Raw genomic sequence first — 19402 nt, 5'->3', positions numbered from 1 at the left:
AATGCACGTACTAAAACAACGCAAATCATCCAACAGATCCAGGCAGAGCACAGGCTTTGTTTGTCGGGTACCCCTTTGGAGAATCACCTGGGTGAATTGTGGTCTCTATTTCATTTTTTAATGCCTGGTTTATTAGGAGATGCCAAACAGTTTAGACAGTTTTTTAAAACCCCCATTGAAAAGCAGGCCGATATGGAGAGACGGGCATTGTTAGCAAAACGTGTGCAACCTTTTATGTTACGTCGTACTAAAAACCAGGTTGCTAATGAGTTACCCGATAAAACGGAAATGACTCGGACAATTGAGTTGACTGGTACTCAACGTGATCTGTATGAAGCAATCCGGATGAGTATGGAGAAAAAAGTGCGTGAAGCTATTACTAAAAAGGGAATGAACAAAAGCCAAATAGTGCTTCTTGATGCCTTGCTTAAATTAAGACAGGTTTGCTGTGACCCAAAATTGTTATCGATGCCGGGTGCAGAAATTGCGCATGGGACTTCAGCTAAATTAGATGCGTTGATGGAGTTACTGGAAAGTTTGATGGATGAGGGGCGACGCGTTTTAGTTTTTCACAATTTACTTCCATGCTCAAATTAATAGAAGAGCAACTCATTAAAAGGGATTACTTATATCTTAAATTAACTGGCCAAACTCAAAATCGACAACTTTTGGTCAATACGTTTCAAGAAGGGAAGATTCCTATTTTTCTGATTAGCTTAAAAGCGGGTGGCACTGGTTTGAATTTAACACGAGCTGATACAGTTATTCATTATGATCCCTGGTGGAATCCAGCTGTTGAGGATCAGGCCACTGACAGAAGTCATCGTATAGGTCAAGAAAATCCAGTGTTTGTTTACAAATTAATTACTGCTGGTACTGTCGAGGAAGCTATTTTGGCAATGCAAGAGAAAAAAAGACAATTATTCGATGGTATCCTGTCTGACAAGGCGAGTACTATGGCCACCTTGACTGATAGTGATGTTGAACAATTTTTTATACCTTTACCCAAATCATAAAGACGGTTTTTATCACAAAAAATGATAAATCGCTGATTGCAAAGCTTCAAATCATAGCCTATTCTTCCATATGAGAAAATTTATGGAGAAAACTCATGAGACAATGGAGGGCGTTTTTAGCGTTGGTTCTTACGGTATTATTTATACCTGTTGCTCTGGCGCAATCACCTGCTGGAATGTGGACAACAATCGATGATAAAACAGGCAAGAAAAGAGCAGTTGTTCGTATTACCGTATCAGGCAATACACTAAATGGCACTATTGTGAGTGTTTACCCTCAACCAGGTGATACAGGTATTTGTTCGAAATGCCCAGGTGGCTTTAAAGACAAGCCAATCAAAGGATTGCAATTTGTATGGGGATTAAAGGATAAAGGTAATGGTGAATGGGATGGTGGTCAAATCCTTGATCCCAAAACTGGTAAAATTTACCGTGCCAAGATGACTTTGAAAGGCAATAAACTCTATGTAAGAGGTTATATCGGTATTTCTGTACTTGGCCGCACCCAGGTTTGGGTTCGCTAAGACGATGGTTGAGTAGAGTATTGTTCTTTTGTAATCTAAATGTTTAAAAAGGCACACTCAAGTGTGTCTTTTTTTTCTCTAGGTTTACAATGGTTCTCAAAATTATAGTGGCTTATCGAAATCATGGCAGAAGTTCAAACACGAAAAAATGCAACAGTGGATCCATTGAAACGTCCCCCTCATTCTGCGGAGGCTGAGCAAGCCATTATCGGTGGTTTGATGCTTGATAATCAGGTTTGGGATAATGTGAGCTCCAAATTATGCGAAGCAGATTTTTATCGCACGGAGCACCGCATTCTTTATCGTGCTATTGCTGAATTGGCAAAGAAAGAGCATCCTTTTGATGTCGTCACGCTATTGGATACCTTAAAGTCAAACAATGAGCTTGATGATGCTGGTAGCGAAACTTATCTCTTTGAATTAGCCAATAATACTCCCAGCGTGGCCAATGTGTCTGCTTATGCAGATATCGTGCGTGAAAAATCAGTGCAGCGCCAATTAATTGCTGTTGCCGGGCAAATTGCTGATTCAGCTTATAATCCAGGTGAAAGAGACGTATCAGAACTGCTTGATTTTGCTGAAACGAAGGTATTTGCTATTGCGGAACAGACTGGTGGCGATAAAGGACCTGAAAGCATTAAATCAATTCTTGTGAAAGCTGTAGAAAAGATTGATACCCTTTATCACAATGGCGATGCACTTACTGGGTTAGCGACAGGACTTAGTGATCTTGATGAAATGACTTCGGGTTTACAGCCCTCCGATCTGGTCATTGTCGCGGGGCGTCCTTCGATGGGTAAAACAACCCTGGTGATGAATATGGCTGAGCATGCAGCGATCAAATCAGGGAGGCCAGTATTGGTTTTTTCCATGGAGATGCCCGCCGATTCCCTTGCCATGCGGATGATGTCATCTTTGGGGCGCATTGATCAACATCGCATCCGTACTGGTAAGTTAGATGATGATGATTGGCCGCGTGTTACTTCTGCTGTGCATATGTTATCTGAAGCCCCTTTATTTATTGATGATACACCGGCACTAAGTCCAGCGGAAATGCGGACTCGTGCACGGCGTTTAGCTAAAGAACATGGCCGCTTGGGACTGATAGTTGTGGATTATCTACAGCTAATGAAGGTGCCTGGTTTCAAAGCGGATAATCGTACGGCAGAAATTTCAGAAATTTCACGTAGTCTAAAATCATTGGCGAAAGAATTGGAAGTTCCGGTAGTTGCTTTGTCGCAGCTTAACCGAAGTTTGGAGCAGCGTCATGATAAACGGCCAGTGATGTCTGATCTGCGTGAATCCGGTGCGATTGAACAAGATGCCGATTTAATCTGTTTTATCTATCGTGATGAAGTTTATAATGAAGATAGCCCAGATAAAGGGGTGGCGGAAATTATTATTGCCAAACAGCGTAATGGTCCAATTGGCAAAGTTCGTGTTGCCTTTCTTGGTAAATACACGCGTTTTGAAGATTTAGCTTTTAATGGTTACCAAGGGGTAGATTAATGTGACTAGACCTACTCGGGTTCAAATTGATTCAACTGCACTTGTGCATAATTTGAATCAAGTGAATCGTAATGCGCCAAATACTAAGGTTATCGCGATGGTTAAAGCGAATGCCTATGGCTGTGGTATACCAGCAGTAGTACCTGTACTGGAAGGGCAAGTGTATGCCTTTGGTGTTGCCTGTCTGGAAGAAGCAATGGCTATTCGTGCTTTAGGTGTGCGTAGTGATTGTGTTCTCTTCCAAGGAGTATTCAGTGCTGATGAGTTATATACTGTTGCAGCGCATCGTTTTCAATGTGTATTGCATCAACCGCATCAGTTGCAGTGGTTATTGGCTACGCCGTTGCCTTCTAAAATAAAAATATGGGTAAAGGTGAATACCGGTATGCATCGCTTAGGCTTTGCACCCGAGGATATCTATGAAGTCATGAATGCTCTGCATAATTGTCCTTGGGTTGATGATGAAGTTGGTTTAATGACTCACCTTGCCTGTGCTGATGAACCCGATCATCCAAGTAACCAAAATCAATGGCGGCTTTATAAAGAGCTTGATTTACCGCCATTAAAAATAATACGCAGTGTTAGTAATTCTGCTGCCATATTGGCGTTGCCTGACACCCATGAAGACGTTGTGCGGCCTGGCATCATGCTCTATGGTGTGTCCCCCTTTGCCAATAAGACTGGCCAGGAATTGGGGTTAATGCCAGTCATGCGTTTTGTTTCGGCAATAAGCGCTATTCACCATTATCCGGCTCAGGCAAGAATTGGTTATGGTGGAACCTGGCAAACAACAAGGCCGTCTGTTGTGGGGGGTAGTGGCTGTAGGCTATGGGGATGGTTATCCTCGTCATATTGCTCAAAATACGCCGGTTTGGGTAAACGGCTATCAAGTTCCTATTATTGGCCGAGTATCGATGGATATGTTAACCGTTGATTTAACTGATTGTACGGAAGTCAATATTGGAGATCTGGTGGAGTTATGGGGACAACATATTGCGGTAGAGACTATTGCGTTATCAGCTGGTACTATTGCTTATGAATTGCTATGCCAATTTTCTCCACGGGTACGTCAGGATAAATTGTTATAGCATTAGAGGCTGTTTACATTTCTACTATCTTGGTGCTTATGACTTGATGTTCTGCGCTTCGCTGCTCACATACTGGTGTGTATGCTCCGCTGCGATGCTCGAACATCAAGTCATAAGCACTTAAGCTAGCGAAATGTAAACAGCCCCTATTGTGGTTGTGGATAATATCTAAACGTGATGGTAGAATAGCAACCGATTTTACAATGATTACGCAGGTGAATTCGCATGAAAAAATTAGCGTTAGTATCACTCTCTTTGTCAGTGTTTCTTACTGGTTGTGCACAGGTAACTAACGAAGGAGTAGGAACAGTGACAGGCGGTGTAGTTGGCGGTCTTATTGGTAGTCAGTTCGGTGGTGGTTCAGGTAAAGTTGCCGCTGCAGCCGGTGGTGCGTTATTAGGTGCTTATTTAGGCGGTAATATTGGCCGTACGATGGATCGTCTCGATCGCTTGGAAATGCAAAAAGCGTTGGAAACTGCACCAACAGGACGTGCAGTGAATTGGCAAAATCCTGATAACGGTAATCGTTATACTGTGCAGCCGACAAGAACTTATTACAACAATCAACAGCCTTGCCGCGAATACATTACGAAAGCTATTATTGGTGGTAAAGCGCAGCAAATCTATGGCAAAGCTTGCCGACAAGCAGATGGTTCTTGGCGTGTAGTAAGCTAAGTTCTGACTTGCCCATCGATTAAATCTTGTAGGTCGGGCCCTTTTGGCCCGACATTCTCCTCAAGCGCAATGTAAACAGCCCTAGCGGGCATACCAGATGCTGTTATTATATCCGTCAGGATAAGAGACGCCATACCATCTATTAGGTTCATTATAGCCGTAACCGGCGTAGTAACCTGTATCGATGTAAGAGCCATTTTCATAATAACCAACGGCGATAGGCTCATAGGCTGGGCCACTACGTTCGTAAATTGTGCAGCTACTCAATAGAGCAACTGACGAAAAGATTGCTAGTAGTGGAACACGTTTCTTCATGATGGCATCCAAGCATAATCTATGTAATCAAAGTATAGCTAAATTACTTGATAATTTGCGGCGTTTCATTTTCAGATGTAACGACATCAGGGGCGTCCGGTAACTCTATCGTTGGCTTTTTTCTAGTTACTGGCGGTGCCAATAAGGTAAAGTCAAGTGATTTTGAAATGGTGAAGCTCTCTTGGGGAAGTGCTAGAGGGGGAGAAAAAGGGGTTATAGGCGAAGTAAATTTTAGCTTTGCACCAACGATTTTATCTCCTTGCATACAATTTCCAAGAGAGACTGCAGTGGCGTTTTCTGCCACCTCATAGAGCGCTTTTAATTGGTTTGGTCCCTCTAGTAAATGGCCTGTTAACAAGAGATTTAAGATAATTGCTAGTCCTTTTCCAGCGCCACCAAAATAATAATGCCCTATATTTTCTTTGCCTGAAGTAAAGGCACCAGCATTATCTGCATCACTAATACTGCGCTTTTTGTAGCCATGATCTGCAATATAGGCAGGAAAATTTTTGATATAGTTATCGGGAAAACCACCGCCATTATCTTTAATAATAACGGAAATGGCTCCAGCGTCATTAAGGTCAAGCTCAAGACTCATGTTTAGTCGAGCCGTGGTTTGCTGGTTGTCTAAATAATTTTTAAAATGGCATCAATACTATTTTTCAAGAGCTCAATATAAAAGCGATCAAGTGTATCTATAACAAGTGGTAAAGGCTTCGTGTAGTTTGCGTTTAAAAAATCAAAACCTCTTTCTTGAGCAGAATTAGCCCACAATGCCTTGATAGTTGGCCAATGTAGTGCTCCACCTAAACCAGTTAACTCACTAACCACTAGGGTACGTAGCTGATTGAATTTGGTACAGAACTCTTCATTAGCAGGGTCGGCTGTGTGCTTGATGTAAGCTTCACAATATTTTCGTAGGTCTAAAGATAATTTTACAACAAATGGGTTTGTTGTGGGGGTAATTTTGATTGTGGTCATAGAGCGGAAAGTCAATTTAAATTCAAAATGCTCGAATAATATCACATTGCTCTTAAAGAGAGTAATTATGTTAATTTTTTGATACCCTAATAGGAACCGAATAATCAGAAAACCAATACAGGAAATAATAGTTACTAATAGCGTACTATGCCTTCATTGCTCATGAGGAAACCGTGTTAATGTAATGTTAATGCACTATTTGTGCTATATTTAAACAGTACCTGCTACGTTGCTTAATCTATTTTTTGTAGTAGAACAAAGTAGGCGGATTAGAGGTTTAAATTACAACATTCTTTCAGGGAGCGAGTCATGACCGACCTAATTTTTCCGCTTTGCCACAACCAAGGCGTCCTATTGTTTATGTTCATCCCTATGTCACAGTAACCCAATGCGTTGAAATGATGACTAAAGATAATATTGGTGCTCTCGTTGTATGTGATGATGATACAAATTCTAATCTTCTGGGAATGGTAACTGAACGAGATATTATTCGATCTTGCCTGTTTCGAGGTTTAGATCCTAAAAAACAACTGTAGCGGATGTACTTTGTTCCGATGTGAGTGTCTTAAATTTGTTTGACCCTATCGAAGACGCTATGGAAACCATTACCAAAACAAAGAGACGCCATGTTTTAGTCGCTGAACAAGGTAATTTAGTTGCTATTCTTTCCATTGGGGACTTGTTGTTTCATTTGCTTGAAGACAAAACACGCGTCATTGAGCAACTTGAAAGTTATATTCATACCTCTTATTAGGCCTATTGTAATGAAATGGTCATCAACGGTGGTCTTTATTTTTTGAGGCTAGAAAAAGAGGGAGTCAAGACTGTTTTTTATTATTTATTTGTTTATTATTTCTTGGCCGCGGGCTTAATTATTTTGTCTAACAGTCTGTGGATAATTCTTTGCTCCCCTCGCCTTTTTTTATCAAAAGCAGCTTTATTTTTGTTACCAGGCCTTATTTTGTAAGGGACGAATAAATTTTTATGTAAATGGTTGATTTTTCCTTTATCCACAAATTCTGTGGATAAAAATGTGTATAGAATGCCAAAACTCAATGGGTTAATGAAGTTAATTGAATGTTCAATTACTTCCCAGGGGTGATGTTCCAGACAAACTCGTTTAAAGCTCTTTTTCTTTATACAGCGCAATATTTACAGAAGGTGTCACAGCATACTACTCTAAGTCTAATGCTTTGTTTGTTCCATAAATCGTGTCATTCAATAAATGATCATTATGAGTTAATTAACTTCTTTGCCTTCAACATCAACGTGCCGTCCTAATCATTTGAAGTATTTTTTGTCTTAAATAAATAAAATTACCCTAAGAGTTCCTGTTTTTTCAATGAAAAAGGAACTAATCTTGTCCGAAAATAGAGGCTACGTACATATATGGACTCCTCGGTTTTTTCAACATCATTATCATTTGTTGATCAAATTTAGTCATATTCGGCATCAAGACTCAAAGTCAGTGCCATGATGAAATTTGCGAGCTATCTTTTCCTCAAATCACACTATCGATCTCTTAGATCAGTGTACGTCACAGGTTTTCAAGATAGCAGGTAACACTTTATGAGCATCAGTTGATAATTTATCGCAAACTGGGATGTAACTCATCTAACAATGCACGTGTTCTACGCTGTAAGTAGTATCTTTTGTAATTATTGACCAAGCAATACGAGCATTTTTATTAGCTAGGGCAACCACCGTTTTGTTAAAGCCACTTTTCTCTAATAGTCCTTTTATCCAAAGACTAGTCTTATCAATTTTGTCTTTTACCTGATTTACAACTGCTCGAGCACCATGAATTAAAAGTGCCCGGAGATATTTATCACCCCGTTTACTAATACCTAATAACCTGGTTTTTTGACCACTCGAATTTTGTCGTGGCACTAATCCCAGCCAAGCTGATAAATTACGTCCATTTTTAAAGTTGTTGAAATCGCCTATTGAAGAAATAAGAGCTGTCGATGTAATTTCCGATTCCAGGAATACTCATTAGTTTTTTGCAGTACTCATTCTGCTTGCTAATTAATAACAATTTCTTTGTGTATTGTTCCATTCTCAATTCAAGATTTAGAAACTCGGTGTATAACTCATTGAAGATAAACATAGATTTTTCTGTAAGGTCACTATTTTTAATAGAAGATAGATCTGCGAGTGCTTTTTTAATGAGAAGTCACCTTGAGGAATTGCTACCCCATATTCCATTAATAAACCCCTGATTTGGTTTCCAAGAGCAACCTTTTCTTTAATGATTTTTGTTCGTACTTTATGCAACAGTTGGATATCTTGTTGCTCCACTGTTTTATTGCAACAAAACGCATCGTGGGTCTAGTCACTGCTTCACAAATAGCTTCCGCGTCATTACGGTCATTTTATTAGTCTTTACATAAGGTTTAACGTATTTGGCTCATCAATTGCACGGATGTGACCCATTTGGGTAAATCGCCTTGCCCAGTAATGAGCACTACCACAGGCTTCCATTCCAATTAAGCTGGCTGGAAGCTGCTGAACAGTTTCTGCAAATTTTTCTCGACTAACACGTTTACTGAAGACCTTTTTACCACAACTATTTCGCTCCATGTAATTGAAATACATTCTTTGCTAGATCAATACCAACCGTTGTTATATCCATTATGAACTCCTTATTTATTCCAATCCTTAGACAGCGATATTATCTCCACTGTAAGGAGAGGAGTCCATTTCATTACACCTAGGCCTATAACAATTTAAACGGTATTGTTTATACGGAAAGTTGAGTCAAAACTGTCAATCCACTTTGAATAGACATAGCGCATATTTCGATTGATTATTGAAGTCAAGCTATCGCCATCAATAACACTACCTGAATAATCAGCAAACATGGATGCGAATAACTCAGTATCTATATGAACATTAAACAAGATATTGGGCCTGGCTTCTTTTAATAAACCGAGCCAATAGTGTCCCATTTCATTTGAGCAAGCACCATGATTCATACCATGGAATATATTGCTTATTTGTTTTTTGAACCTTTAGTCAAATGTGACACGATGATAGATTCGAATATCATCATTTCGCTAGGAGATAAATCGTCCTCACATTTCATTCTAAAAAAGTGTATGCAAAAGTGGGCAATTCATTCCTCAAATCATCAGCTAAAAAGCTTTTCTTCTCACCTTCAGCAAACATACTCAAATAGAGCATCATTATCATGGTATTAAATATTCCATCATACTTGGAGTCATGGAGTTCTTCTCGAACATCATCTATATGAATAGCGTGGTTGTTGTCATCTAAGTATTCTTGATACAACTCAGGATACAAGGCTTCAAGCTTAGCTAAATAACGTTGAAAATCATTATCACTCATCGTCTCGCCCAGGCAACTGTAAAAGAACTCGCCACTCAAGCTGCCATTTTGTTTATTATTATAGAAAATGTCCTTCACCGATAAGGCTTGCATTTTACCTGTATCGGTATCAAAAAAGTCCAGTGGAATGAAAAGATCTCCCGACAAAAACATCTCAACCCAAGAAAGTCCATCACTAGAGTAGTGTTTATCTTTAAAATACACACCTGGCATCAAATAATCTAACGGGTTTGTTATTGATAAATCTTGAGCCAGAGTAAAGCAATATTGAATTGCTTGGGTTGGTCTAATTGTTAGATATTCTTCTCTGCAGTTTTCCCATTTTTGCTTGAGTTTAGACTCTTTAATGATTTCCATAGGTTGGAATAAAAAATCTCTTTTTTTGACAGTTCAATTATTAATTGCTTACTATTGGTACTCATCTTAATCTTACTTGTTTATTTAAAGTGCTTATTGTGCAATAAAAAATTAAGTAAGTATTAATACATCGCGTTTTTTCAACGGATAAAGCCTTCTATCGTATAGGGAATCAAGGTTATGACTAATTTAACGGACATTCAATATCTGATATTGAACTTCTTAGGGGTTAAATCCTCTTATTCTTATAGCATCTTAAATAAGCAATATTCAAATAATTTTAAAGACTATATTTTGATTAGATATAAATCTATAAACAAAGACTTAGATTCTTATGAAGCTTTTGTAGAAAGGCTGGGCGCAATTGATGAAGCCGATAAAAAATACCATACAAATCTGTCTGAATTGATTTTATCAAGAAAAATGAGCTTTGTTGATGCCGAGCATATTGTGGATTTTTCAAACTCAAATAATGAGGACAAATTAAATCTATTTATCAATTTGTTAGAGTTAAAACGCGATGAACCTGTTGATCAAAAAGAGAGGAACCAATGGGACATCCTATTGTGTAAGACTTTAATGCGACCGTTTAAACGTACAGCACTGTTTCAATCCTTAATTGAAAACTTACTGCCGATAGAGCTTTACACGCCTGAACGACTCAATACCTCAAAGGCTTTGCAAAAACTTTAAATTGGCATCCTTCATCGCTTTTAGATGATAACTATAAAAAATTTCATATACTCGATGAGATTAGAGAAGAACGCCTATCCTGGGATCAAATAAGTGGTCTTGAAAGAGAAGAGTCGTTGGCTTTGAAATTGTAACTGCTCGCCCCAAATTGGGTATTACCGTATACCAGCCCAAACTGGCAATGAGCCAAATTGAATTGATTATTTGGGAATAAGAATTTTTTAAGAAAAACAAAATGGAATCACTGAAATAACCAGATCTCTGATGCTCAATTTCGTAACCTAATCTCTGGTAAAATCCTAGCGCCTCCCAATCCATTGTATTAACTGTAGAAAATAAACACCCTTCTCCGTATCAAGGCAGACAAAAATCCGCACATCAAATTTGATTCAAAAGGACGGATGGTTCTGGCAACTCCTAAAGTCGAAAAGATAAATACACAGTCTGTATCTTCTCTATTTGCTGATCAGAAATACACATCGGTACTGAAAATATTGAGTGATATTCAGCGGTTAACTGGTTACCTCGATTGCTTTCGCCATCACAGCGTTAAAGACAAGAAGATTTTGCCTAAAACATTTTATGCGGCGATTTTAGGAATGGGATGAGTCTTGATAATATTAACGCAGCCAATCAATGCATTCTTGATCTGCTCGGCAAGTTATCATTAGCCAGCCCAGAGCCATAGCATCTTGGCCAAAATCCAAAGGATTATCAAATTGGGATTGGTAGATATAGCTTGCCTGAGCATGAATCGTATTTTGTAGAGCCGTTGGTACTTTATTCAATTGATAACTGGTGAGCTTTAACAAATCATCCATTGTTGAATAAATCCCGCAGCTGATAACGGCTTTTTCATTGCCTGAGATAATCCCGATCATGAGCGCTGGAACACTACTCTGTACTCTGTTCAAAAACAGCCAGTTGAATATAGCTAGTCATTTCAGCCAGAGGGAGTGTTTTGATGTTCTGTTTTTCTATAACCTGGCATACTGGAATAGTTGCTTCGGCGAGGAGTGGCAGAAATAACCCGAAGACAACACTTAACTTTCTTGTAATCATAAAATACGTTTGCCTATATAATAACTTGGTTTGAAAATAGAACTTAATGTACAACTTAATAGGATGAGTTGTATAGTGATGGTGAATTATTGATAAAGAAGGGAATGAGCATGCGGATCGCATTAAAAATTATTTTGAGCACGCTTCTTTTTGTTCTGTTTCTATCGGATTGGCCGAGATACCTCCTACAGCTTGGTTTAGTCAGAATCAAAACAAGCAAGTCAAACTGCGGGTTGATCTGTTTCTTTCTTCTCTGTGTCCACATTGCAAGAAGGCAGATGAATTTTTTCGTACTTTGGAAGCTAAGACACCCTGGATTGAAGTCCATCGTTACATTGTCAACGAAGATAAGGCAGCATTAGAGTTTTTTAATCAGCGCTTGCAACAACAACACGTGGATAGTTTTGCCATGCCGGCCATATTTTTTGCGATTCTCGCTGGGCGGGATTTGATAGAGCAGAAAATAGCGGTAAGGTGTTATTACGGGCTTTAAATTATTGCCATCAACAAATTGTTGCAGCAGGCCAATTAACTCCATTAGCTCGTAATCTGCTGAAACAGTGGGCGACAGCAAATTGGTACGATATGAGTATTGATTACAGGCCTTCCCCGGCTATCTTTGTTCCCATGATGGCTTTGACTGATGCATTAAATCCTTGTGCAGTATTTTGTATAATGGCTTTGTTTGCATTTCTGTGGCTAACGCCAACTCAATTAGCCCAATTAAGCTTGGGAGTTGCCTTTATTGCGGCTGCCAGCTTGGTGCATTTTATCCAGCAAGCCTATACAGCTGCCTTTTATCAAACCTGGACCTGGTTATTTATTCTCTCAGCCTTGCTTGGTTTAGGACTTCTTGTTTACGTGGGTTCTAATTATTTTAAGGGTAGAACTGAAAAACCAATTTATATAACAGGTATTTTGGTAGTACTTACAGCGATGGTCATACAAGCCTACCAGCAAACCTGTTCACCCAACTTTGCGCTTGTGTTTGAACAGTGGCTTGCTGCACAGCTTGTTTCACCTACAAAACTGGTGCTTTATCAACTTAGTTATCAAATTGTCTATGTATTGCCTTTGTTTGTGTTAATGGTTGTTTTTCTTTTTTGAGCCGTTCAAAGTCATTAGAAAAACGCCGCTTAATCATTACCCAGGTATCTTGGGTAATTCTGACAATTATTGGCTGTTTCTTCATTTTTTATCCTAAAGGACTATCTAGTCTCTGGATTTCCTTTATGGCATTGGCTGTTGCTATCTTGCTTGGATGGCTAACTGCAAAACGAAGTGCATGAGTTACCTAAGAAGAAGCGATGGTGCATAAAACGTCCAACCCCCCTTTTTTACCCATTCCTTGCGATGTTGAGCAAGGAAAAACCTATTTTTGGTGTGGTTGTGGCGAGAGTAAGAAGCAACCCTTTTGTGATCGAAAGGATTGCGGTGATAAATGTGTTCCTTACAGAGCTATACTTACAGAAACAGTTTTTTTTGTAGTTGTAAGCAAACAAAAGAACCACCTCTCTGCGATGGTTCGCACGCTCAGCTAGTGCTTGACTACTTAAAGAAGCGTAAGCAGCAACTTTGAAGGGACATTATCATGATGGATCAGCAGTTAAAAAGAAGGTTGTTAAGACAATTACCAAATGCGAGCAGCAATACGACAAATTGCAAATGGAAGTTAATGCTCTGAAAGGCACCATTAATCAATGGAGTCTGCAAACATTAAAGGAAACAGAGCAATTAGAGTCCGGGATCAAGATCAAGATTAAACAAATTAAAAAGCATATTACACACTCTAATTCCATTGAAGATTTAGCTCATAAAATCCAAGAAAATTTGGTCGTGATGGAAAAACAATTGAAAGACTATAAAGCAAATGAGCAAAAACGTTGGCAAGACAATGAGCAAAAGATAATAGCATTAGAAGCGCAGCTCATTAAAACCGAACATGAAGGCGAGGAAATTAAAAAATCTCTTATCCAATGAAACGATTAATTTAAATCGAGATAGCTTAACGGGTCTGCCAAATCGCACTTTGTATAGCGAATATATCTTGTATGCGTACTATCGTTGGCAAAGAGGCTTTGGTGATTTATCGCTTGCTTTGGCAGATGTCGATCATTTCAGAGAGATCAATGAAAAATATGGTCATTTGACTGGCAATAAAATATTGCAAGAAATAGCAACTATTTTTAAAACATCGATTCGTCGTGCTGATTTTTTGGCGCGCTATGGTGGCGAAAAATTTATTTTTATATTTGAGAGAACTCAACAGCGACATGCAGCGATGGTTTTGGAAAGCTTGCGTAGAGCCATCGAAGAATGCCAATTTTTCATGGTAAAACAAAGATTGATGTGACGGTATCTTTTGGCCTGACTACCTTAACGCAAGGAGATGAGTTGGAGGGGCTTTTGCATAGGGCAGACAAAGCAGTATATCAGGCAAAGCTAGGTGGTCGGAATCAAGTAACAACACTTTAGTTGTAAATTTTGGACAAGCGCCCAAGGGCTCTATCCTTGAATAATTACGAATCGTTTTTCTGAAAATAGTCGTTCGTGAATTAATTTCTTTTTGTTCAATACAAATAATAATAGCTATAGGTAAATTAAGTATAATTACCTAATAGTTAAATAAACTTGATCTGAACTGGTTGATTTGGGATCATCAGTGCATTCAGATTTGTGAGCATTGGTATGAGTAAGTTAATTGATATTCCAGTTGTCGTTGAAAGCGGCCAGAAATACAAAACGTCGCAAGGTTTTGTTGCTATTAAGGATGGGGTGAAATCGGCTGGTTTATCTTCTGAGCGGTTGCCGAAGCCTAAATGGTTGCGCATCGTTAATCAGACTACACCTGCTTATAGTCAAGTAAAAGAGCAAGTTGTGAAGCATCGTCTTGCAACAGTCTGTGAAGAAGCTAAATGCCCTAATATTGCTGAATGTTGGTCTCATGGTACAGCAACTATTATGTTGATGGGAGCTGTTTGTACACGTGCCTGTCGGTTTTGCGCTGTAGATACTGGAAATCCTCATGGTTGGCTTGATGCGCAAGAACCTGAAAATACGGCTAATACCGTTGCGTTAATGAATCTTGATTACGTGGTGCTCACGTCAGTGAATCGTGATGATCTAGCTGATGGTGGCGCCAAACATTATGCTGACACGATTCGGGCTATTAAAGCGCGAACCCCAAAAACAAAGGTTGAAGCATTAACTCCCGATTTTCAAGGAGTGCAGAGAGATATCGCTGTTCTTTTGGACAGTGGCGTGGATGTTTTTGCGCAAAATGTTGAAACCGTGGAGCGCTTAACTCATCCTGTCCGAGACAATCGCGCGGGTTATTGGCAAACTCTGAATGTTTTGGCCTATGCCAAACAATATCGGCCTGATGTTTTAACAAAAACCAGCCTGATGCTTGGACTGGGGGAGACAGATGAAGAAATTATCAAGACGATGGACGAGTTGCGTGCACAAAAAGTTGATATTTTAACGTTGGGACAGTATTTACAACCTACCAAACATCATTTGCCTGTTGCTCGTTACGTCACACCAGAAAAATTTATTGAGTTTCGTGAAATTGGTTTACAAAAAGGATTTTTCGAAGTGGCATCGGGTCCTTTGGTGCGTTCAAGCTATCGCGCAGACCGGGTGTTTAAACGAGACAATCTGGGTTTATAAACACTTTCTGAAGATGTTATGCGGGCTATGGGTTCCTAGCCCGATCATTCATTTATTTAACACCACACACTTGGCAAGATTGATAAAAGCCGACAATGGTGAACTCATCTTTTGCCAAGCGGTTTAGTTCTTGTCGTTGTGCTTCCCAGTCTGCTTCGCTTTGTCCTTGAGCAAGCGCGGTATTTTTATAGGCATCATGTCCGGCCAGGAGCAATTTTTTATTGCGCTCTGTCGTTAACAGGGGTTGTATCAGATTAGCATCTTTTATCTGGAAGCCGTTTTTTTCATCCAATAGACAAGCTTCATGCCAAACTCACCATCTCGCTGCACACCATCAACTTCGTCATCAGGAGAGGGTATGTCTTGACGATTGTAATGCCAGGCTTTGGAGGGAGGATAGGAAAAGGCAGCACTAATAATCCCTTCTTCTGCCATATAAAATCCGCCTTTGTTTAAGTGGTGATAAAAAAGATTGATCGCTTCTCGCGGATTGTGTAAATGGTGTAGTACAAAGCGACAGTAAATCAAATCAAAGGCTTCATGATGTTTGTCTAAATCGTAGACAGAAACGTCTTTAAACAGTACATTTTTGTCACCTTGTTGATCGCAATATCGCTTGGCTCTTGCCAATTGTGCGGCACTGATATCAATAGATAAGACCTGACCATGTTGACCAACTTGTTGAGCAAGATAGTGAGTCATAAGGCCTGAACCACTACCAACATCCAAGACACGCATACCAGGCTTAATGCCATTACGTTCAATAAATGCCTGAGTAGTTGGATTAAAGGATAGATCCAGAATATCGTAATCCAAGCCTTCCTCTGATATCTCAAAATCGTAGCGTTCTTTATGTTCATCGCTCATAAAGCAGTCTCCTTATTCCATTACGTAAGCCGCGCCTTTGACCCGACATGGCACTCCATTTTGGACGAAGCTAATTTTGAAAAGTAGAGTAGGTTATACTGGGCCAGGATCCGACTTACACTATTTAACTAACCAATTTATTCTTATGGTAGTCAACCGTTTGTTGTAACTGCTCCTTCATCGTATAGGGAGGTTCCCAGGCTAAAAGTGTTTTGGCCTTATCTGAATTAATCTCTAAATTATTCAATAATTGCTCGGCCAACTTGGCTTTACCAAGACGTTGGAATCCCCATTCCAATAGTGCATGCGGTATAGGCAGAAGGATGGTCTTCTTACCCATTGCCTTGGAGAGTTGTTGGAGTAATTGAGTTGTGGTAACTACTTCTCTATCAGCAACTAAGAATAGTTGATTCGCTGCGTTAGATTCTTCGATGCATCTAGCAATAAAATCAGTGAGATTAGCAACTCCAATAAATTGACGTCTGTTTTTCACTTTACCAAAAGGAAGTGGGAGCCCTTTACTGACTAGACTCAGCAATTTTTCGAAATTACCCTTGACCCCTGGCCCATAAACGAGAGGTGGTCTAATAATGACTAATTCCATGGTAGTAGCGAGTTGTTTTAAACGCTGCTCAGCTTCCCATTTAGCTTGTGCATAAGGCACTTGGGGGTTTGGCTGTGAATTTTCATTAAAAGGATTGGCATAGCTAGCATTTCCTAACACACCGATACTACTAATAAAAATAAAGCGCTTAACCCCCAGACGATTTGCTTCTTTTGCCAAATGCTCGGTAGCCTGGCAATTGATTTGACGAAAGGTTTCCAACGGATTACCGCTTGTTTCGCGCAGAACATGGGCCCTTGCTGCACAATGCACAATGGTATCAACTCCCTTGATTATTTCATCCCAGTTGGTTTCAGCACTTAATTCACCCACATTATAGATAGTCAGTTCGTCCAGCTGCAGTTGCTTTTTAAGTTGCGAAACAGATTGTAAGGCTGACTCTGAACGAACAGTAGCTCGTACTTCATAGCCATTTTGGCCTAAGGTTTTAATGAGCGCCTGCCCTATAAAACCACTCGCCCCTGTAACCAGAATTATCTTATTGGACATATTCGTCTCTTTTGCGATATTGCTGAATACGATCGAGCAATTTACTGCAAACCATTTTTACTGGTGAATATCGGTAATTGTGGCTCTTTAGAGCGCGCATTATCTCTTTATTTTGATTGAAAATATTTTTTAGCGATTTATTTGTAGTGCCCCCTAAGCGCATTTTTATCATGACTTCAGGAATATAGCTGACATTAATCTTGTGCGAAAACAGAAGACGCAATAATAATTCATAATCAGCTGCCAGTTTATAATCCAGATTAAAGAGCATGCTATAGTTATCATGAACCTCTCTGCGTGCATAAAAGGTAGGATGGGCAGGGATCCATCCTTTGGCGAGGAGGGTTGAGTTATAAGGGCTGGAACGCCAGTAGCGCGCAACCTGATCGATATTATCCTGATTAACGTAAACTAAATCACCATAGCAGGCATCTACTTCAGGGTCAGCCAGAGCCTTTGCTACATGACTAAGCACATGCTTATTAGCAAGCATGTCGTCTGAATTCAAGAGACCAATGACATCACCAGTCGCTTTTGATACCCCTTTATTCATTGCATCATAGAGACCATTATCGGGTTCTGAAGTCAAGTAAGCAATGTGCTCCCGGTTTTTTTCAAGAATTTCAAGCGTGCCGTCAGTAGAACCACCGTCAATGACAATATGTTCAATGTCTTGATGAGTTTGCATTTGAATTGTCCGCAATGTGTCGCGAATGGTTGCTTCACTGTTGTAACATGCGGTAACAATGGAAATTTTCATAGTAACCTCAAACTAAGATTGTAAAAGTGGGAACGGGCGTATGGTTCTTTGAACCATAACAACTAAGGCATAACCTAATAAAACCAAGCTTGCACTAGCTGATGAAAGTGCGGCACCTACGAGTCCGTAGTGTGGCACTAAAACAGCATTGCCGACAACCATAATAAAAAAGAAGCAAGATTGATTAACAGGATTAATCTATCACTGTGTTGGGCATAAAGAGTATACAGAGGGACATCGGCGATGCTGCGGCAGGCAGCACCAAACAATAGAAAATAGAAGATATGCAAATTCGTGAGATAAACCGATTTATTGATAAGGCCCACGAAAGGATAGACAAGAGCGATGCTTAGTGCAGAAAATACGATGACAAAAGCAGTGGTATATTTAAGCATATGCATCGCTTCACTATAAAAAAGCTGGCGGTCATTTTGTTTCCATGCTGCTAACAACTGTGCCAACCGCATTTTTGACACGCCGGTATTGACCAAATTGTGTAAGGTTACACTAAGACCGGCGTAAAAAGTATAGATCCCAACTGCTTCCATCCCGCAGTAATAACTCACGAAAAAACGCTCTATATAGAGTAGACTTAAAGCCGAGAATGCTGTAACTAAAAAGGGGCGTGAAATTTTTAAACCCTGCCACATTATTTTCCAGCGTACAGGATGTACCCACATGGTTTTCCAGGGCAGATTATAGAGTGCGGTAAAACCTACAAAAATACTAAAGGCTGCCCCTGTAATCCAGACAATAAAAATAAGATTGAAATAGCGACTGGCAGGAAAAAATAGAAAACCGGCAGCAAAATATAGATCCAGAGTCCCTGGCGAAGAAAATAAATGAAATTGGCTAAATAAGGGCGAGACAAGGCAATGAGAATTCGCATCAGCTCATTGGAAGCATGCTCAAATATGATAAGAATGAAAAACCAGAAACACAGTGAATACGGAACCAGGTTCAAATAGAAAAGAACATAAAAGAAAGGGGCACTTAAGACAAAGGTAATCGCGTAAAGAATGAATTGATCTCTTATGATAAGCACTTGTTCGATTTCTGAAGCGCCAACCAGTGTTCTGGATGTGTAGTTATAAAACTCCAATCCTAGAAAAAAAGAGCATAAGCTACTATGGCCGCCATAACGCCGTATAAGCCAAGTTCGCTGGGTTGGAAATACTGCACTAAACAGATTACTAGTAAAAATTTTGCTGCTAGAGTAAGTCCTCTTATAGCAATTGCTGATAAATTGTAAAACCAAGAAAAACGCATAAATTAATAAGATCCTTAAATGAGTTCAGGCCTGCTTTTTCCTAGGCTTCTTTCGAAACTCTACTGCATTGGCGTATGGCTTCGTCGGTACAGTGCTCTGCCTCATTGCAGCGAGTTTCGAAAGAACTCTCTTGTTGCGAGCGGTGAAA

General features: G+C 39.7%; 27 protein-coding genes and 3 pseudogenes. 16 read left to right on the top strand and 14 right to left on the bottom strand.

Features of this window, described 5'->3' with window-relative positions; genetic code table 11:
• From BN58_RS37170 to BN58_RS15495, 5 genes and pseudogenes are all read left to right on the top strand, one after another.
• Window positions 1-1016 (top strand): annotated as a pseudogene (locus BN58_RS37170) (DEAD/DEAH box helicase); the annotation flags it as partial.
• Between the two features lie 95 nt (window positions 1017-1111).
• Window positions 1112-1540, top strand: a complete 429-nt coding sequence (locus BN58_RS15510; protein WP_019217595.1) for a DUF2147 domain-containing protein — start codon at window positions 1112-1114, stop codon at window positions 1538-1540.
• A gap of 123 nt (window positions 1541-1663) precedes the next feature.
• A complete protein-coding gene (gene dnaB, locus BN58_RS15505) occupies window positions 1664-3049 on the top strand; it encodes a replicative DNA helicase (protein WP_019217594.1) in 1386 nt (461 codons plus the stop codon).
• A 1-nt stretch (window position 3050) separates the two neighbouring features.
• Window positions 3051-4137, top strand: a pseudogene (gene alr, locus BN58_RS26135) (alanine racemase).
• Window positions 4138-4362: 225 nt separating this feature from the next.
• Window positions 4363-4812, top strand: a complete 450-nt coding sequence (locus BN58_RS15495; RefSeq protein WP_019217592.1) for an RT0821/Lpp0805 family surface protein — start codon at window positions 4363-4365, stop codon at window positions 4810-4812.
• Window positions 4813-4893: 81 nt separating this feature from the next.
• Here BN58_RS15495 and BN58_RS31120 read toward each other — a convergent pair whose 3' ends face one another.
• The 3 genes from BN58_RS31120 to BN58_RS15480 all read right to left on the bottom strand — a co-directional run bounded on the left by BN58_RS31120 (window position 4894) and on the right by BN58_RS15480 (window position 6123).
• Window positions 4894-5079 carry a hypothetical protein gene (locus tag BN58_RS31120; protein WP_156812564.1) on the bottom strand — a complete coding sequence of 62 codons (186 nt, stop codon included), beginning with the start codon at window positions 5077-5079 and terminating at the stop codon, window positions 4894-4896.
• Window positions 5080-5170: 91 nt separating this feature from the next.
• The gene (locus tag BN58_RS15485; protein WP_019217590.1) at window positions 5171-5725 is read right to left on the bottom strand and encodes a hypothetical protein; all 555 of its coding nucleotides are present in this window, start codon (window positions 5723-5725) and stop codon (window positions 5171-5173) included.
• Between the two features lie 29 nt (window positions 5726-5754).
• Complete coding sequence (locus BN58_RS15480; protein WP_232220693.1) at window positions 5755-6123, bottom strand: hypothetical protein; 369 nt, start codon at window positions 6121-6123, stop codon at window positions 5755-5757.
• 317 nt (window positions 6124-6440) lie between these two features.
• Here BN58_RS15480 and BN58_RS34815 point away from each other — a divergent pair, with 317 nt between their 5' ends.
• On the top strand, window positions 6441-6644 hold the full coding sequence (locus BN58_RS34815; protein ID WP_232220692.1) for a CBS domain-containing protein: 204 nt from the start codon (window positions 6441-6443) through the stop codon (window positions 6642-6644).
• A gap of 20 nt (window positions 6645-6664) precedes the next feature.
• Window positions 6665-6862 carry a CBS domain-containing protein gene (locus BN58_RS34810; protein WP_232220691.1) on the top strand — a complete coding sequence of 66 codons (198 nt, stop codon included), beginning with the start codon at window positions 6665-6667 and terminating at the stop codon, window positions 6860-6862.
• Between the two features lie 860 nt (window positions 6863-7722).
• Here the strand turns inward: BN58_RS34810 and BN58_RS31985 are convergent.
• The 4 genes from BN58_RS31985 to BN58_RS15445 form a co-directional block, all read right to left on the bottom strand.
• On the bottom strand, window positions 7723-8082 hold the full coding sequence (locus BN58_RS31985; RefSeq protein WP_269570361.1) for a transposase: 360 nt from the start codon (window positions 8080-8082) through the stop codon (window positions 7723-7725).
• 411 nt (window positions 8083-8493) lie between these two features.
• Window positions 8494-8691 carry a hypothetical protein gene (locus tag BN58_RS31980; protein ID WP_198009937.1) on the bottom strand — a complete coding sequence of 66 codons (198 nt, stop codon included), beginning with the start codon at window positions 8689-8691 and terminating at the stop codon, window positions 8494-8496.
• Window positions 8692-8837: 146 nt separating this feature from the next.
• Window positions 8838-9059, bottom strand: a complete 222-nt coding sequence (locus BN58_RS15450; RefSeq protein WP_156812562.1) for a hypothetical protein — start codon at window positions 9057-9059, stop codon at window positions 8838-8840.
• 133 nt (window positions 9060-9192) lie between these two features.
• Window positions 9193-9816 (bottom strand): hypothetical protein, encoded by a 624-nt coding sequence (locus tag BN58_RS15445; RefSeq protein WP_019217585.1) that lies wholly within the window; start codon window positions 9814-9816, stop codon window positions 9193-9195.
• Between the two features lie 180 nt (window positions 9817-9996).
• On the opposite strand from BN58_RS15445, the gene BN58_RS15440 reads away from it, so the two are divergent.
• A complete protein-coding gene (locus tag BN58_RS15440) occupies window positions 9997-10509 on the top strand; it encodes a hypothetical protein (protein ID WP_019217584.1) in 513 nt (170 codons plus the stop codon).
• Between the two features lie 401 nt (window positions 10510-10910).
• A complete protein-coding gene (locus BN58_RS31115; RefSeq protein ID WP_019217582.1) occupies window positions 10911-11117 on the top strand; it encodes a hypothetical protein in 207 nt (68 codons plus the stop codon).
• A 12-nt stretch (window positions 11118-11129) separates the two neighbouring features.
• Here the strand turns inward: BN58_RS31115 and BN58_RS15425 are convergent, their stop codons facing one another.
• Together BN58_RS15425 and BN58_RS31110 are read right to left on the bottom strand one after the other, a co-directional pair.
• Entirely contained in the window at window positions 11130-11423 is a 294-nt protein-coding gene (locus BN58_RS15425) for a hypothetical protein (RefSeq protein ID WP_198009936.1), read from the bottom strand.
• On the bottom strand, window positions 11404-11571 hold the full coding sequence (locus BN58_RS31110) for a hypothetical protein (protein WP_019217580.1): 168 nt from the start codon (window positions 11569-11571) through the stop codon (window positions 11404-11406). The genes BN58_RS15425 and BN58_RS31110 overlap by 20 nt, the downstream gene beginning before the upstream one ends.
• Before the next feature lie 169 nt (window positions 11572-11740).
• On the opposite strand from BN58_RS31110, the gene BN58_RS28905 reads away from it, so the two are divergent.
• From BN58_RS28905 to lipA, 7 genes and pseudogenes are all read left to right on the top strand, one after another.
• Complete coding sequence (locus tag BN58_RS28905) at window positions 11741-12064, top strand: thioredoxin domain-containing protein (RefSeq protein ID WP_026069530.1); 324 nt, start codon at window positions 11741-11743, stop codon at window positions 12062-12064.
• Window positions 12046-12678, top strand: coding sequence for a hypothetical protein (locus BN58_RS26120; RefSeq protein WP_026069529.1), 633 nt, complete (start codon window positions 12046-12048; stop codon window positions 12676-12678). The genes BN58_RS28905 and BN58_RS26120 overlap by 19 nt, the downstream gene beginning before the upstream one ends.
• On the top strand, window positions 12675-12860 hold the full coding sequence (locus BN58_RS15405; protein ID WP_019217579.1) for a hypothetical protein: 186 nt from the start codon (window positions 12675-12677) through the stop codon (window positions 12858-12860). The genes BN58_RS26120 and BN58_RS15405 overlap by 4 nt, the downstream gene beginning before the upstream one ends.
• 18 nt (window positions 12861-12878) lie before the next feature.
• The gene (locus BN58_RS26115; RefSeq protein WP_232220690.1) at window positions 12879-13112 is read left to right on the top strand and encodes a CDGSH iron-sulfur domain-containing protein; all 234 of its coding nucleotides are present in this window, start codon (window positions 12879-12881) and stop codon (window positions 13110-13112) included.
• Window positions 13113-13236: 124 nt separating this feature from the next.
• The gene (locus BN58_RS28900) at window positions 13237-13551 is read left to right on the top strand and encodes a hypothetical protein (RefSeq protein WP_232220689.1); all 315 of its coding nucleotides are present in this window, start codon (window positions 13237-13239) and stop codon (window positions 13549-13551) included.
• A pseudogene (locus BN58_RS28895) lies at window positions 13514-14046 on the top strand (GGDEF domain-containing protein). The gene BN58_RS28900 and the pseudogene BN58_RS28895 overlap by 38 nt, the downstream one beginning before the upstream one ends.
• 213 nt (window positions 14047-14259) lie before the next feature.
• Window positions 14260-15243: a lipoyl synthase gene (lipA, locus tag BN58_RS15380; protein WP_019217576.1), complete on the top strand. Its 984-nt coding sequence runs from the start codon at window positions 14260-14262 to the stop codon at window positions 15241-15243.
• Window positions 15244-15295: 52 nt separating this feature from the next.
• Here lipA and BN58_RS15375 read toward each other — a convergent pair whose 3' ends face one another.
• The 5 genes from BN58_RS15375 to BN58_RS15355 all read right to left on the bottom strand — a co-directional run bounded on the left by BN58_RS15375 (window position 15296) and on the right by BN58_RS15355 (window position 18664).
• Window positions 15296-15535, bottom strand: a complete 240-nt coding sequence (locus BN58_RS15375) for a hypothetical protein (RefSeq protein WP_019217575.1) — start codon at window positions 15533-15535, stop codon at window positions 15296-15298.
• Window positions 15508-16110: a class I SAM-dependent methyltransferase gene (locus BN58_RS28890; protein ID WP_019217574.1), complete on the bottom strand. Its 603-nt coding sequence runs from the start codon at window positions 16108-16110 to the stop codon at window positions 15508-15510. Before BN58_RS28890 ends, BN58_RS15375 begins: the two co-directional genes overlap by 28 nt.
• A 124-nt stretch (window positions 16111-16234) precedes the next feature.
• Entirely contained in the window at window positions 16235-17224 is a 990-nt protein-coding gene (locus tag BN58_RS15365) for an SDR family NAD(P)-dependent oxidoreductase (protein ID WP_019217573.1), read from the bottom strand.
• The gene (locus tag BN58_RS15360) at window positions 17214-17984 is read right to left on the bottom strand and encodes a glycosyltransferase family 2 protein (RefSeq protein ID WP_019217572.1); all 771 of its coding nucleotides are present in this window, start codon (window positions 17982-17984) and stop codon (window positions 17214-17216) included. Before BN58_RS15360 ends, BN58_RS15365 begins: the two co-directional genes overlap by 11 nt.
• Before the next feature lie 137 nt (window positions 17985-18121).
• Window positions 18122-18664: a lipopolysaccharide biosynthesis protein gene (locus tag BN58_RS15355; RefSeq protein WP_019217571.1), complete on the bottom strand. Its 543-nt coding sequence runs from the start codon at window positions 18662-18664 to the stop codon at window positions 18122-18124.
• Window positions 18665-19402: the final 738 nt, after the last annotated feature.

The organism is Legionella tunisiensis (genome assembly GCF_000308315.1).
Taxonomy (GTDB): Bacteria; Pseudomonadota; Gammaproteobacteria; order Legionellales; family Legionellaceae; genus Tatlockia; species Tatlockia tunisiensis.
This window is presented reverse-complemented; position numbering and strand designations above follow the sequence as displayed.